Source organism: Priestia sp. TSO9 (assembly GCF_021029645.1).
GTDB classification, from domain to species: Bacteria; Bacillota; Bacilli; order Bacillales; family Bacillaceae_H; genus Priestia; species Priestia megaterium_E.
The window spans coordinates 368,852-384,037 of record NZ_JAJEKD010000009.1; the positions used below are offsets into that span (position 1 = coordinate 368,852).

Annotated in this window: 18 protein-coding genes; 13 read left to right on the forward strand and 5 right to left on the reverse strand. The window is 36.5% G+C overall.

Annotation, left to right across the window (positions count from 1 at the left end; translation table 11 throughout):
- The first annotated feature begins 411 nt into the window (after positions 1-411).
- The 8 genes from LJC66_RS04630 (at position 412) to LJC66_RS04665 (ending at position 7,266) form a co-directional block, all read left to right on the forward strand.
- Positions 412-1,044, forward strand: a complete 633-nt coding sequence (locus tag LJC66_RS04630; protein WP_230931898.1) for an NAD(P)-dependent oxidoreductase — start codon at positions 412-414, stop codon at positions 1,042-1,044.
- A 171-nt stretch (positions 1,045-1,215) separates the two neighbouring features.
- The gene (locus LJC66_RS04635) at positions 1,216-2,202 is read left to right on the forward strand and encodes a Gfo/Idh/MocA family protein (RefSeq protein ID WP_195695204.1); all 987 of its coding nucleotides are present in this window, start codon (positions 1,216-1,218) and stop codon (positions 2,200-2,202) included.
- Between the two features lie 608 nt (positions 2,203-2,810).
- Positions 2,811-3,353: a peroxiredoxin gene (locus LJC66_RS04640; protein WP_014461319.1), complete on the forward strand. Its 543-nt coding sequence runs from the start codon at positions 2,811-2,813 to the stop codon at positions 3,351-3,353.
- A gap of 119 nt (positions 3,354-3,472) precedes the next feature.
- Positions 3,473-3,916 (forward strand): TlpA family protein disulfide reductase, encoded by a 444-nt coding sequence (locus LJC66_RS04645; protein WP_013055693.1) that lies wholly within the window; start codon positions 3,473-3,475, stop codon positions 3,914-3,916.
- Between the two features lie 462 nt (positions 3,917-4,378).
- Positions 4,379-4,990, forward strand: a complete 612-nt coding sequence (locus tag LJC66_RS04650) for a sigma-70 family RNA polymerase sigma factor (protein WP_230931899.1) — start codon at positions 4,379-4,381, stop codon at positions 4,988-4,990.
- Positions 4,983-5,129, forward strand: a complete 147-nt coding sequence (locus LJC66_RS04655; RefSeq protein ID WP_013055696.1) for a YvrJ family protein — start codon at positions 4,983-4,985, stop codon at positions 5,127-5,129. The genes LJC66_RS04650 and LJC66_RS04655 overlap by 8 nt, the downstream gene beginning before the upstream one ends.
- Positions 5,130-5,133: 4 nt before the next feature.
- Positions 5,134-5,361: a helix-turn-helix domain-containing protein gene (locus LJC66_RS04660; protein WP_230931900.1), complete on the forward strand. Its 228-nt coding sequence runs from the start codon at positions 5,134-5,136 to the stop codon at positions 5,359-5,361.
- 372 nt (positions 5,362-5,733) lie between these two features.
- On the forward strand, positions 5,734-7,266 hold the full coding sequence (locus LJC66_RS04665; protein WP_230931901.1) for a diguanylate cyclase domain-containing protein: 1,533 nt from the start codon (positions 5,734-5,736) through the stop codon (positions 7,264-7,266).
- Positions 7,267-7,294: 28 nt separating this feature from the next.
- Here the strand turns inward: LJC66_RS04665 and LJC66_RS04670 are convergent, their stop codons facing one another.
- The 5 genes from LJC66_RS04670 to LJC66_RS04690 form a co-directional block, all read right to left on the reverse strand.
- A complete protein-coding gene (locus LJC66_RS04670; protein ID WP_013055701.1) occupies positions 7,295-7,468 on the reverse strand; it encodes a twin-arginine translocase TatA/TatE family subunit in 174 nt (57 codons plus the stop codon).
- Between the two features lie 73 nt (positions 7,469-7,541).
- On the reverse strand, positions 7,542-7,856 hold the full coding sequence (locus tag LJC66_RS04675; RefSeq protein ID WP_013055702.1) for a DMT family transporter: 315 nt from the start codon (positions 7,854-7,856) through the stop codon (positions 7,542-7,544).
- Between the two features lies 1 nt (position 7,857).
- Positions 7,858-8,199: a quaternary ammonium compound efflux SMR transporter SugE gene (sugE, locus tag LJC66_RS04680; RefSeq protein ID WP_025749661.1), complete on the reverse strand. Its 342-nt coding sequence runs from the start codon at positions 8,197-8,199 to the stop codon at positions 7,858-7,860.
- Positions 8,200-8,241: 42 nt separating this feature from the next.
- Entirely contained in the window at positions 8,242-8,832 is a 591-nt protein-coding gene (locus LJC66_RS04685; protein ID WP_230931902.1) for a TetR/AcrR family transcriptional regulator, read from the reverse strand.
- Positions 8,833-8,916: 84 nt separating this feature from the next.
- Positions 8,917-9,570 carry a hypothetical protein gene (locus LJC66_RS04690; RefSeq protein WP_116515288.1) on the reverse strand — a complete coding sequence of 218 codons (654 nt, stop codon included), beginning with the start codon at positions 9,568-9,570 and terminating at the stop codon, positions 8,917-8,919.
- A gap of 908 nt (positions 9,571-10,478) precedes the next feature.
- Between LJC66_RS04690 and pgsB the strand changes: the two genes are divergently transcribed.
- The 5 genes from pgsB to LJC66_RS04715 are packed head-to-tail and all read left to right on the forward strand — an operon-like array spanning position 10,479 to position 15,179.
- Positions 10,479-11,660, forward strand: coding sequence for a poly-gamma-glutamate synthase PgsB (gene pgsB / locus LJC66_RS04695; protein ID WP_014461310.1), 1,182 nt, complete (start codon positions 10,479-10,481; stop codon positions 11,658-11,660).
- Positions 11,661-11,676: 16 nt separating this feature from the next.
- A complete protein-coding gene (gene pgsC / locus LJC66_RS04700) occupies positions 11,677-12,126 on the forward strand; it encodes a poly-gamma-glutamate biosynthesis protein PgsC (protein ID WP_013055707.1) in 450 nt (149 codons plus the stop codon).
- A gap of 40 nt (positions 12,127-12,166) precedes the next feature.
- Positions 12,167-13,363 carry a CapA family protein gene (locus LJC66_RS04705; protein WP_025749659.1) on the forward strand — a complete coding sequence of 399 codons (1,197 nt, stop codon included), beginning with the start codon at positions 12,167-12,169 and terminating at the stop codon, positions 13,361-13,363.
- A gap of 29 nt (positions 13,364-13,392) precedes the next feature.
- Positions 13,393-14,955: a gamma-glutamyltransferase family protein gene (locus LJC66_RS04710; protein ID WP_230931903.1), complete on the forward strand. Its 1,563-nt coding sequence runs from the start codon at positions 13,393-13,395 to the stop codon at positions 14,953-14,955.
- A gap of 20 nt (positions 14,956-14,975) precedes the next feature.
- Positions 14,976-15,179 carry a CapE family protein gene (locus LJC66_RS04715; RefSeq protein ID WP_013082014.1) on the forward strand — a complete coding sequence of 68 codons (204 nt, stop codon included), beginning with the start codon at positions 14,976-14,978 and terminating at the stop codon, positions 15,177-15,179.
- Positions 15,180-15,186 lie beyond the last annotated feature (7 nt).

Sequence of the window (15,186 nt, forward strand, 5' to 3'; positions counted from 1 at the left end):
GAAAATCCACGAATATATTACTATCTCTGCTCAATTTCAATAAGAATCACTTTAAAGAAAGTCTTTCTATTTGTTAACACCGAACAAGAAATAATATACCTATTATAACACTTTCTTATAAAAAAGAAACCTTTTTTCATAAAAAAGTACTCTGAGATAAAAATAAGTTGAAAATATGGATATATTTTGAAATGGTAAATGAACTATTATTTTGTGGCTTTTTAGCAATCGCTAAAATCTTTTATCTCGTAAAAAAATGAATAGCGAGGTTGACAAATTGAGTGATGTGTAACTATAATGGTTACAACGAGCTGAGAAGAATTAGCAGTGCTATAAAAATAAAAAGCTCAAATTTTTTTGTGTTACATGTAACTGTAATGGTTACAACTGAAATAAAAGGAGAGAATAAAAATGAAAATTGGTGTTATTGGAGCAACAGGCAAAGCAGGTCAATTAATTATGGAAGAAGCAAAACAGAGAGGACATGAAGTAACAGCCATTGTTCGAAATGCTTCTAAACTAAAAAATCAAACAAACGTAATGGAAAAAGATATTTTTGCCATTACTTCAAAAGACATTAAACAGTTCGATGCTGTGGTAGATGCATTTAATGCACCTCCTGGAAGCGAACAGCTCCACGTTGAGTCTATACAATCACTTATTAAAGTATTTCAAGGTGTTCAAACGCGACTCGCAGTAGTGGGCGGAGCGGGAAGTTTATTTGTAGATGCAGAAAAAACAACGCCTTTAATGAGCACAGAAGGTTTTCCAGCAGCTTATTATCCAACGGCTTCAAACATGGGTAAAGGTTTAAAAGAACTTGAAAAATCGACTATAAATTGGACTTATTTAAGCCCAGCAGCCTTTTTTGATGCAGAAGGTGCTCGCACGGGAGCCTATCAATTAGGAAAAGATCATGTGATCACAAATAGTCAAAATGAAAGCTATATTAGCTATGCTGATTATGCGATTGCTTTAATAGATGAATTAGAGAATAAAAACCATGTGAATGAACGTTTTGCTGTAGTGGGTGAGAAAGCATAAGCTTACGTTTGAGTCATATAAAAAACAGCTTACATTTGTTGTGAGCTGTTTTTTATATAAAACAAAATAGATATAAAGCACTTGGAAATGGTATAGATTTTTTATTATTTCTTCGTTTTTCTTTTTAAAGACGATACAATACAATATAGATGATAAAAAGGAGATGAAAAGATGATTCGTTTTGGCGTAATAGGAACAAACTGGATAACAGATCGACTGTTAGAATCAGCTCAGTATGTAGACGACTTTCAGCTTGCAGCTGTTTATTCTCGAACGATTGAAAAAGCAGAAGAATTTGCAGATAAATATGATATTCCTCATATATTTACTGATTTAGAGGAAATGGCGGTGAGTGCTGAAATTGATGCAGTGTATATTGCTACTCCAAATGCTTATCATGCGGAACAAGCTATCTTATTTTTGAAAAATAACAAGCATGTGCTGTGTGAAAAACCGCTCGCAGCCAATGCAGTAGAAGTAACTCGCATGATTCAAACAGCCAAAAATCACAAGGTATTGCTAATGGAAGCGATGAAATCAACCCTTCTTCCTAACTTCAAAGTGATTCAAGAGAACTTACATAAAATTGGTCCAATTCGGAAATACGTTGCATCTTACTGTCAGTATTCTTCTCGTTATGATAAATACAAAGAAGGTATCGTGCTTAATGCCTTTAAGCCAGAGCTTGCCAACGGTTCACTGATGGATTTAGGTGTATATTGTCTTTATCCTCTGATTACGTTGTTTGGAGGACCTCATAAAATAAAGGCAACGGCGTTTATGCTAGAATCTGGAGTAGATGGAGAAGGGTCAGTTGCTTTAGAATATGAAGATCGAGACGCGGTCATCATGTATTCTAAAATTACAAATTCGCATTTGCCAAGTGAAATTCAAGGAGAAAAAGGCAGTATGGTTATTGACAAAATACATACCGCTGAAAAGGTAGAAATTCGATACAATGACGGACGGGTAGAAGAGTTAACGGTCGATCAGCCTTATCCTGCTATGTACTATGAAATAAATGAATTCGTAGAGCTGTTAAAGCAAGGAAAGATGGAATCGGACACAAATTCTTATGAGAATTCATATTTAACAATGCACGTGATGGATAAAGTGAGAGAGCAAATCGGTCTTGTATATCCAAATGATAATAAATAACAGAGGCTGGGCAAAAGTAGTTTAGTTGAAGAAAGATCCGAACGATTTTGATTCTTGATGGAGAATCAAGCTCGTTCGGATTTTTTTATTGATAGGGTAAAAGTAGGTTTCATGTATGAAGTTGCTTCTAGCTATTGTACGGAAATCAATAGCGGTGTAACCCGTCATCCATGCTAGATCATTTTCCAATTTGTTCGTCTCTAAATTAGATTGAGATAGTTATGTCTCATTCTCTTTTATTGTGGTTATAAAGAGCATAATTGAGATTCAAAATCTTGCCGCAGCACATTTTAAAAGCAAATATGTTGAAACAAGGGAAGTTTTTTAGTATCTTCTATCTTTATTCATCCCTGCATACATAGGATTAATCAAGAGAAAGAATAAAAAGAGTGGAAAACATTCGATAATTAATCCTAGATTAAAATGATTATAAAAAAGTATTGACTATAATAATAGCTCGTGTATAATAAAGAATGTAATCAATAGTCATTACTAGTTTATAATGATACTAATAATCGTTATCAAATAGAAGCTGTCATTGATTGCATTAAAAATAATACATACAAGCATAAGCTTGTGAAATACATTGTACAAGGAGAGATTTTGACATGGCAGAACGTATGGTAGGAAAACAAGCACCACGCTTCGAAATGGAAGCTGTACTTGCAAATAAGGAATTTGGAAAAGTAAGTTTAGAAGAAAATATGAAAAACGGTAAATGGACAGTATTGTTCTTCTATCCAATGGACTTTACATTCGTATGTCCAACAGAAATTACAGCTCTATCGGATCACTACGAAGAGTTTGAAGATCTAGATGCTGAAGTTGTAGGTGTTTCTACAGATACAATTCATACTCACTTAGCTTGGATTAACACAGATCGTAAAGACAATGGACTTGGAGATTTGAATTATCCATTAGCTGCAGATCCAACTCATGCAGTAGCACGTGATTACGGCGTATTAATTGAAGAAGAAGGCGTAGCGCTTCGCGGATTATTTATTATTAATCCAGAAGGTGAATTGCAATACGCAGTTGTAAACCATAACAACATCGGCCGCAGCGTAGAAGAAACATTACGTGTACTTCAAGCCCTTCAAACTGGCGGACTTTGCCCAGCTAACTGGAAACCAGGTCAAAAAACACTTTAATAAATAGTGGTGGAGTAGAGGAGAAATTCCTCTACTGCTGCCATTAAAATAGAAAAGACAGTTTTCTAACTACAAAAAACAGAATATTCAGTTTAATTAATATGGAGGAGGATTTTAACATGAAATTACGTGAACAAATGCCTGAATTAACTGGAGCAACATCTTGGATTAACGACGAAGTAACAAAGGAAGACTTAGTAGGTGATAAAGCAACGCTTATCCACTTTTGGTCAGTAAGCTGCCATTTATGTAAAGAAGCAATGCCTGAAGTTAATGATCTTCGTGATGAGTATGATGATCAATTGAATGTTGTAGCAGTCCATATGCCTCGTTCAGAAGATGACTTAGATATGGGTGTTATTGAGGCAATGGCAATGGGACACGATATTACTCAGCCAATTTACGTAGACAGTGAGCATAAGTTAACAGACGCTTTTGAAAATAAATATGTACCAGCATATTATGTATTTGATAAAGAAGGTCAGCTTCGTCATTTCCAAGCGGGTGGAAATGGAATGCCGATGCTTCGCAAACGTATTAACCGCGTTTTAGGCGAAGAATAATCTCTACATGAAGAAGAAATAAAAAGGCCGGGATAAAAATATTTTAGCCGAAGTGAAAAACGAACCGCTAATCAAAATATTTGATTAGCGGTTCGTTTTTTTGTTGTGATGAACATAGATTTTATCTGTTTCGTTCCTTCTAGCAGTTGATTGGAGGGGAAGGCGAAGACTCCGCTTTTCCCCCAGGAGTCTTGCACGGAAATCAACGGCGGTGTCACAAGCGGATCAGCTCATGTATCCTATTTGTGCGTCTTTAAATTGAATCCATTTCGTTATCTCTCAATCTCTTTTTTTATTTTTTACTGAGTCTTTTCAATCATTAATAAGCCTTTCATCATATTGACATAAAAAACCTAATATAGTTAAATTTATATAAGAACAAATGTTCGTTTTTGGTGTTGTTATTTTACTCTTTTCTCCCTTTTTAATAAGTATAGGAAAAAAAAGGAGGAGATTTGCACAATGACTCAGCTCTATTCGCAGCAAGAAAAGCGGCACGACAAAGAATGTACATTTCATACATTTCTTACAAACCACAGCGCAACTCTTCAGACTCATATAATGAATACATTTTTGACACCAGAACGCTATGAGCGATTACAAAAAGCGGTTGTTAAAAATGATACAAAAGAACAACGACTTCTAAACAAAGAATTTCATCAGTTTTATAGCGAAGTTAGATTGCTTCATTATATTAACAAGCTTTGCAGACATTATTCCAGAGATGTTATGCGTGTAAAAGAAAAAGAGCGTTCTTATATTCCTCTTCGCCTGCAGCAGCCGGCTGCGCTAGATGAAAATCGAACAGTTGAAGATATGCTAGGAGTACAGGACGTGGCTGTATGGGAGCATGAATTTTTAGGAAATCAACTTGAAAATCGTATTCTTCATCATGCATTTCGACAATTAACGGCCAAGCAGCAGTGTATGCTGCACTTGATTATTGTCGAACGCTGGACTCATAAAGAAATCGCTGCTTATTTTTCTATTTCTCAGCAAGCGGTTTCTAATCATTATCAACGTGCGCTAAGCAAGTTGAAAAAAATTATGAAGGTGAGTGATAGATATGTTTGATCCTCAGTGGCTTCAACTTGTTGGAAACGTAGGATTTCCCGCTGTCCTTTCTTTTTATTTATTACTGCGTGTAGAAAACAATATAAAGCGACTTGAAGAAAAAGTGGAAGAACTAACAACTGACTTAAGAAAGAAGTGAAGAAATGGAAACTCTATATGAGCTTGTAAATAAAGTGAAAGCTGGAGATGAAGAGGCGTCAAGGCGTCTATTAAAAAAGCTGGAACCAAAACTAAATAAAGCTGTCCAAAGCTTTTCACTGCATGAGAGAGAAGACGTAAAGCAAGATTTAAAGATTAAAATTCTTTCCGCTGTTAAGACGTTTGATTTTTCCAAAACGCCAGGATTTTGGGAATTTTTACGCCAAAAATAAAAAAGAGCGCTCGTTGTATCGACGCTCTTTTTTTATTTTTGTTGCAGTTCGACTACGTACCTTACAGTAAAAAATACAAAAATAGAAAATGGATAAATATTAAAAAAAGGTAAAAGGTGATGTGTAAGAATAGAGTTTAGTAGTATACTAACAAGTAGAATTTCTTGTATAAAAGGAAGATAATCACTCTTTATATAGAAAGGATTGTCGGCGACGAATAGAGGATAGAAGAGTTTTATTTAATGAAGGAAAAAATCGTGCTGTTCGATAAATCAAACAGTACGATTTATAAAAAAGCGGCAGTAAACAATATGTAAGCTAAGAAGCCTATTGTTTTTTGTTTTAGCTTTTTGGAAAGAGGTGAAGAATAAAGTGAGTCAACTTCTCTTTAATATCACGTTAATTATTTCTTTCATGTTTGCTGCAAGTATAGTTCGAGAGCAAATCATTTATAGAGTAGAAGGGATAAAACGGTACAATATGTATCGCTTAATTTATTACGGATGTTCTTACGGACTATTAGGCAGCATTTTAATGGTATATACAATTAAAATAGATTCTACTATTATTCTTGACCTTCGCTTTTTAGCAGTGACAATTGTTTGTCTTTATGCAGGAATAGTACCCGCTATCATGGCGGCTTGTATTATAGGGGTAATGCGTCTGCTTTTGTTTGGAATTACGGCAAGCGGAATAATAGGCGCTGCTACAATTATCGTAATGGCTTTACTGTCTGGGTGGACGGTTCGCTTACCTTATCGTCCATTTATTCGTTTTCAATTAATGAATTCTATCAGCTTGCTTTGCGTATTTTTCTCACTGTCCTTTCTTTTTAAAGATATCAAGCACGCTGCTACAATTATCGTCTATTTACTGCCTGCTTCTTTTATAGGTGGGTGTTTAGTGTATCTGGTAGGCAGATATATATATGTATCTCGAGTAACGACAAGTCAGCATAAAAAGCTGTCTAAAATGTTTTCGGTTATGGTTCAAAATGCAAAGACAGGCACCATGATTGAAACGCCAGAGCGCGAAGTAGCCGTTATTAATCAAACTTTTTGTGACATGTTTGATATACCCGGACCTCCTCATCAATACGTTGGATTGAAAAGTAATCAGCTGTTTTTATCTCACGCTCCTATGTTGAAAGATCCTGCTAGGTTTTTAAAAACGGTAGAAAGCACCGTTTATTCAAAAGAGTCAATAGTAGATGAAGAAATTACGTTTATTAACGGTAAAATTTATGCGCGTGACTACATTCCAATCTATGAAGGTCATGTGTATATTGGCCACTATTGGGAATATCGAGATATTACGGAGAAAAAGAAGGCTGAGTGTGATCTTCGCAAAGCCAATAAAAAGCTTGAAATGCTGTCCATGAAAGATGGCTTAACGGGCCTGAACAACCGCCGATCTCTTGATAAACAGCTGGAAATTGAGTGGGAATACGCACGGAAAGAAAAAGAGCCGCTTTCTTTTCTTTTATTTGATATTGATTATTTTAAAGCGTATAACGATACCTATGGCCATATTCAAGGAGACGAATGCTTAAAAGAAGTAGCGAAAATCGCTAAAAGCGTTGTTTTTGACGAATCGGCTTTTGTCGCAAGATACGGAGGAGAAGAGTTTGGTATATTGCTTCCTCGAGCTAATCAATATGAAGCGATAAAAATGGCAGAAGCTATTAGACAGCAAGTGGAGGAGCGTGGAATTGTCCACCAGGCTTCTGACGTGTTTAAGTGTGTCACAATCAGCGTTGGAATAATTACAGTCGTTCCATCCGAAAACGTACAGCCCATTTCAATTGTCCATGGAGCAGATCAGGCTTTATATGAAGCAAAGCGTACGGGTCGAAATCAAATTTCAGTATATTCTCACCACAAAGAAGCTGACTCAAACGTTTGAGTCAGCTTTTAAAAGAGATATAAGCCTCTTATTTAGGAGGAGCTTTTTCTTTTTCGTCTTCTTCCATAATTCCTTTTGTAGCGTTTTTAAACTCTTTTAACGTTTTTCCAGCAGCTTTGCCTAATTCCGGCAGTTTCTTTGGACCAAAAAGCAATAGAGCGACAAATACAATTAAGGCAATTTCTCCAAACCCAAGGTTCATTGTCATCGTCTCCTATTTTTTGAGAGTGTTTACAAGTTTAGTATAGCACGAAAAGAAAGGAAGTAGTACACCCTTATCCAGTGATTTTAAGGCCGATTACACCTGCTACAATACAAAAAATAAATAAAATTCGACGCATATCTTTTGCTTCGCGAAAGAAAAGCATGCCAAGAAGTACGCTTCCGGCAGCTCCTACTCCCGTCCATATACCGTAAGCTGTTCCAAGAGGTATTTCCTTTAACGCTAAGGAGAGAAAATAAAAACTTCCTGCACCGAAAAGGATAAATCCAATCGAAGGAAACAATCGCTTAAATCCATCTGAAAGTTTTAAGAAAATCACAAATCCCACTTCGCAAAAACCGGCAGCTATTAATGCAATCCAAGCCATGTTAAGATTCCTCTCTTTCTGTTTCTTCAGTAGAAATTAACTTTAAACCGATGATTCCAAAGATCATTAATCCTAAAAATAAAATCTTTCCAATATTTGCGCCTTCGTCTAAAACGGTCATTCCGAGTATCGCTGTGCCAGCAGCTCCTATACCAGTGAACACTGCATAAGCTGTTCCGACAGCAATTTTTTTTAAGGCATTTGAAAAGAAATAAAAGCTGATGACAATTGTAACGATCGTAATGATTGTTGGAGTTAATTCAGTAAATCCGTGTGAATATTTTAAACCGATTGCCCATACAATCTCGAGCAAACCAGCGATAATAAGATAAATCCAAGCCATTTTAATTCCTCCTTACATAATAATAAGCCCTTTTTACAGGGCCTATTTAGCACGTATGCCTTCCCAAAATATTGTCCAAGCATCGTGAATTTTTTGGTCATAATACTCTGGTTCATAATAAAAGCGCTGAATGAACAGTCCGTCGGTTAAACAATAAAAGCTATTGATATACAAATCAATCGGACGTTCAATTATTTCGCCTTCAGCCATTCCCTTTGTAAAAATAGCATGCAGAATTTGATCAGACAATCGTTCGCTTCTTAAGAAAATAGCTTTTACTTCTGACTGTAGATGTTCAGGTGGAAACAAAATAAGACGACGGTACATCTGGCCAAAAGAATCTTTTTCAATCATCGTGCAGAAATCTACAACAAAGCAGTGAAGCTGTTCTTTAGCAGACTTTGTTTTATGCTGTTCGTATATAACAGATAACTTTGTTAAAAATAAATTCATTAAATCATGCACGGTTAGTAAAAATAAGTCGTCTTTGTTCTTAAAATGAGCGTACAGGGAAGGTTTTTTGATGCCTACTTTTGATGAGATATCAGCAAGCGATGTTTCTGTATAGCCTTTTTCTCCAAAGAGCTCCATTGCTGCAGCTCTAATTTTTTCTACAGTTGATAATTCACTCAAGAAAAGCTCCTCCTCAATCTAACTAACGGTCGTTAGGTAAAAGATATCAAATATAAAAAAAAGAAGCAAGGGAATCGCTTCTTTTTAATGTATTTTCACTAAATGACGCTGAGTTAAAAATAAAGAGAAGATAAAAATAAGCTCAAACGTATTTGTTACGGCTGTGCTTGGTATAGGAATTGACACGGCACTTCCTACAATCATCACGGCTACTCCAATCATCATACTGCTCCATCGCGTCTTGCGAAATAAGGAAATTCCAACAAAAAGCAAAATAATCGCCACAATGAGAACCATAAGAGGGGGACCGGATGATCCCACTAATGTATAGCGAACAATGCCATATTCGCGTACAACTTCCATGCGCTGACTAATCGTCTCGATTATTTCATAGCTAATTAAGGCAAACGTAGTTAGCAAAAAAAGAATGCCGGCAACAGGTTTTTTAGCCCATGTAATCGTCGAATATTTTGCTACGCCATATGCAAAGAGCACCAAAGTAGGGGTAAATAAAGCGTGAAACCAAAATCGAAGCATGCTGAGTGAACGCAAAGTATCGCCTTCACCGATAAATGAACCAATCCCAATCATTATATTATCGTAAATTAGTCCAGCTATTACTAAAGGAAGAAAAAGCATGTAAAACGGCGAAGTGTTTTTTCTTACTACATATATGCTAAAGAAAAACAGGACAATATAGCAAAAAGAAAATAGAAAATAAAGGATTGTATCAACCATTGTTTTCCTCCTTTTGATGATACTTCTTCTTTTTATGATAACATCATATGCCAAAAAAGTGAGAAATCATGCATTTTTCTAGGCAATCTTATCGGACGAAAGCTGCCTTTATCGGTAGAAAGATTCAGAAAATATTGAAATGAAAATAGGAAAAGAGGCCATAGTCAAGAGATTTAGATTTACTGAATTGATTATTAAATAAAGGAAATCTATAAAACAACAACAAAAGAACTAGACGCATATGGAGGCTAAATACTTATATATTTAGAAAAAAATATTTAATGTCCTTTCTATTTAAGTAAGTTAAATGTAAGCAGAAAATGATAAATAAATGTATTTTTCTTACTTTTATATCTATCTATCATCCTTACAAGTACGGTTGTTAGACAAATCCAATTGGTATATCCATAAAAAGTAATTTATGGGATAAAATATTTTTTATCCCACCTTTATATTACAAAACGTTTTCTAAAGTTAAGAAATTTTTAATTACGTAATATTTTAGTGTGTTAATTGTAAGAGTGATGTATAAAATATTCCTGTTATTATGGTAAAAAAAGGTATCGATGGGATTTTTCTAGGTAAATAAACTTTAGACCTATTCTGTGAATTTTCAATAAAACGATGAGTTTTTAATTCTGTAAATAGACAATCGGAATTGTAAGAATATATAACATTTGAGCTATTGACCACTAATGAGCGCAGATGATAGTTTTAGAGCTGTTGAAATTGGTGCTCGAGTCCATTTTTCAAAGCAGGTGTTTTAGCAGCATGCTAGCGCTGTTAATTGATTAGCTCCCATACATATATAAAGGGAGTGAAACTATGAAATCGTATATCTATCATTATGAATCAAAAGCATTCATAACGTATCCAACAGGAGAAGTTTGGAAGGAGAAGAATGAAACATGATCTTAATTATCCTATGCTGCCTATTTTTAGTAGGGTATGGCGTTTGGGAGTATCGCAGACATTTACGCAAGCTGCATTCAATTCCTGTACGAGTGAATGTTAATGGTATTCGCGGAAAATCCACCGTTACACGATTGATTACAGGTATTGTAAAAGAAGCAGGTTACAAAACAGTAGGAAAAACGACAGGAACACAAGCGCGTATGATCTACTGGCATACAAGTGAAGAAGAACCAATTATTCGTCGTAAAGAAGGTCCGAACATTGGAGAACAGCGACGAGTGGTAAATGAAGTTGCCGATATTGGCGCGGAAGCTCTTATTTGTGAATGTATGGCTGTACAGCCTGATTATCAAATCACATTCCAAAATCAGCTGATTCAAGCCAAGGTAGGCGTTATTGTAAACGTACTAGAAGATCACATGGATGTAATGGGTCCAACTCTAGATGAAGTTGCTCAAGCGTTCACTGCTACTATTCCTTATGATGGTCACCTTGTTACAATTGAAGGTCCATATTTGGAATACTATAAAAAAATAGCCGCAGAGCGCAACACAAAAGTTATTGTAGCTGACAATGATAAAGTATCTGAAGCGTATTTACGTGAATTTGATTATATGGTTTTCCCTGATAATGCTTCCATCGGTTTAGCAGTAGCAGAAGCACTTGGTATCGATGCTGAAACAGCGATGAGAGGAATGTTAAATGCTCAGCCTGACCCAGGAGCTATGAGAATTACAACGTTTGGCGATGAAAAAAATCCAGCATTTTTAGTAAATGGATTTGCTGCCAACGACGCTTCTTCCACGCTTCGTATTTGGGAACGTGTAGATTCAATGAACTATAGTGAAAAGCTTCCTATTGTCATTATGAACTGCCGTCCGGACCGTGTAGATCGCACGGAGCAATTTGCTGAAGATGTAATGCCATACATTGAAGCGGACGTAATGATTGCAATTGGTCAGACGACCTCACCAATCGCTGCTGCACACCAAAGAGGCGAATTGCCAACAAAAGAATTCTGGGATATGGAAGGCGCTTCTACAGAAGAAATTTTAGAGCGCATGAAGCCTTATTTAAAAGATCGTATTGTATACGGTGTCGGAAATATCCACGGTTCAGCCGAGCCGCTTGTTGAAGCTATTATTGAAATGAAAAAGATGAGAAAAGCAGTTTAATCTAGGAGGCCATTTCATGTTCGGATCAGATTTATATATTGCCCTTGTGTTAGGGGTTACACTAAGCTTAATTTTTACAGAAAAAACGGGCGTATTGCCAGCCGGTCTTATCGTACCGGGGTATTTAGCTCTTGTATTTGATCAGCCAATTACCATTTTAATGATTTTCTTAATTAGTATTTTAACGTATGTTATCGTCGTATACGGAATCTCAAAAGTAGTTATTTTATATGGACGTCGCAAATTTACAGCGATGTTAATTACGGGTATTGTGATTAAAGTTGCATTTGATTATTTCTTCCCGATCTTGCCGTTTGAAGTGTTTGAATTACGCGGAATTGGTATCATTGTACCGGGCTTAATTGCAAATACAATGCAAAAGCAAGGTCTTCCTTTAACAGTTGGAACAACGGTTTTATTAAGTGGTGTAACATTTGGAATTATGCAAGTTTATTATTTATTTTAATACACAAACAAACCGCAGCTGGTAAAGGAAGGTGAAAGCGTTGAAAGAGAAAAAATTAAACTTTCAAGAAAAAGTATTGATGTTTATAAAGAAAACAAAGCCTACAACAGGCAAGCAAGCTCTTATCTTAACGCCAATTTTAATCGTAATTTTAGCTCTTTCAGGATGGATGGAGCGTTCGGATGCTCTTGAAAACCCTGAGACGGCTAATCCAGAGGCCAATAATGATTTAACGATGACTATGGTCGGAGACATTATGATGGGTCGCCATGTAAGAGAAGTAACTGAACGCTACGGAGAAGATTTTGTATTCCGCAACGTGGAGCCGTTCTTTAAAAATTCGGATTACGTAAGCGGGAACTACGAAACGCCGATTTTAACAAACGACGTAGATTCATATAAAGCAATGGAAAAAGGTATTCATTTATATAGTAAACCTGCTGATCTAGCGACCGTTAAAAATGCAGGTTTCGACGTATTAAACTTAGCCAACAACCATTCAATGGACTACAGTGCAAAAGGGTTAGAAGATACGATCTCTACTTTTGAAGCAAACAAATTAGATTTTGTTGGTGCTGGCCGTAACTCTGAAGAAGCAAAGCATATTTCATATAAAGATGCTGACGGCATCCGCATTGCAACCGTAGGTTTTACGGATGTATATTCAGACGGAATGTCGGCTGGAAAAAACAACCCAGGTATTTTAAAAGCAGACCCGGATCTTATTTTCAGCACGATTCAGCAAGCGAAAGCAAATGCTGATTTAGTTGTAGTAAATGCCCACTGGGGTGAAGAATACGATGCACAGCCAAGTCCTCGTCAAGAAGGACTAGCAAAAGCGATGGTAGACGCTGGTGCGGACATTATCATTGGTCACCATCCGCACGTTCTACAGTCATATGACGTATATAAAGGTTCGGTTATTTTCTATAGCTTAGGAAACTTTATTTTTGACCAAGGGTGGTCAAGTACAAAAAATACAGCGATGGTTCAGTATCATTTAAACAAGCAGGGCCAAGCTAAAATTGATGTTATTCCAATGGTTATTAAAGCAGGTACACCAACTCCAACAGATAACCCTTGGCGTATGAAGCGTATTTATAACGATTTAAATAAGTTTTCTTCAAACCCTGAACTGTTAGAAAAAGAACGAAACAAGTTTGAATTAAACTTAGATCATTCTCGCATTATAAAACATGCAGAGGAGCGCAAAAAGAACGAAGCGCAAGCTAACTAATAGCCCGTCATACACAGAGGAGGTAAAAGATGATAAATAAACGTAATACGATTATTGTTTCCATTGTCATCTTTTCACTCATAGTAGGTGTATGTGTTTATCAATTTATGTTTCCAAAACAAGAATATGCAGTAAGTACTTCAGATCCTCGCGCCACAAAAGTAGGTATGGAAATTCTTAAACAAGGCGGTACAGCAGTTGATGCAGCTATTGCCATTTCCTACACGCTTGGTGTTGTGGAACCGTACGGATCAGGACTTGGGGGAGGCGGCGGAATGCTGATTGATCCAGCAGATGCCTCTCCAACATTTATTGACTACCGAGAAATTGCACCTAAGAATGATAAAGAAGATGAGATTGGCGTACCAGGGTTCGTCGCTGGTATGGATTATATTCAGCATCACTACGGATCTCTGTCGATGAGCAAACTAATCGACCCGGCCATTAACTATGCCGAGAATGGGTACAAAGTGGACAAAGATTTGCACGATAGGCTGGTTTCATACAAAGGAAATGTGAATGAAGATGAAATTCCTAGCTTTTATCCAGATAAGGACGCCATTAACACAGGTGAAATTGTCAAACAGCATGAATTAGCGAACACGCTGCAAAAGATTAAGGAAGAAGGGCCAAATGCTTTTTATAGAGGGAAAATTTCAGACGATATTACAGAAGAAACAAAAGTAAGTCACAAAGACTTGCGAAAGTATGCGCCTGTTGAACGGAAACCTCTATCGACGAATTATAAAGGTCATCAAATTATTTCAGCACCTCCTCCTTTTGCTGGTGCTACGCTCATTCAAATGTTAAAAATGACGGATCAAGAAGATATTTGGAAGCTGAAGGAATCGCATCCTAGTCTTTATTATCATTTTCTTGGTCAAATTTCAAAAGTAGCTTATCAAGACCGCTTGAAAAAAATTGCCGATCCGGCTTTTATAAAAGAAACGCCAAATGATTGGATCGACGATCATTACGTGCATTTACTTCGTAATAAATTAAATAATACTGAAACAGATCACACCAAAGTAAGCGACGTCGAAGAACATGAAAGTACCACTCATTTTGTTGTGATGGACGGTGAAGGAACCGTTGTATCAACAACGAATACGCTGAGTAATTTCTTCGGTAGCGGTGAATATGTAGATGGGTTCTTTTTAAATAATACGCTCAATACGTTTGGTGAAGGAATTAATAAGCGTCAACCTGGCAAGCGTCCAAGAACATTTACAGCCCCTACCATTATCCGTGAAGGTGATGAATGGGTAATGTCCATTGGCACACCGGGAGGAAATCGCATTCCTCAAGTGCTAACGCAAGTAATTGGGGATTATTTCGAAGACAAAGATTCCATTAAAAACGCAGTAGAAAACAAGCGTGTCATTTTTGATTCTCATAAGTTTTATTCAGAAGCTAAGCTTAAACAGTCAACTAAAGATGGTTTAAAAACGTACGGCTATGACTTAAAAAACAATGATAACGCGATGTTTTACGGAGGCGTTCAAGCTCTTGTAAAAGACTTAAAGAAAAATAAGATTCAAGGTGACGCTGATCCGCGCCGCCACGGTTTATGGGAAAAAAGTACAGACTAACTTAATTGGAGGAATAGAAAATGATCGCAAAACGAATCGTAGGGATTGTAGGACCAATTGCTATTGTAGCAGGAGTAGTAGCAGGACTTGGAGCTTTGAAACACCCGGCTACTCTTTCAACAGATGAACAGCAAAAAATTGAAAATAACGTAAAAATGATTGAACAAACAAAATCAGCTGCTACAGATGCAGTAAATGATGCTGCGGCAGCTGCTGGAAAATAAATCTTAT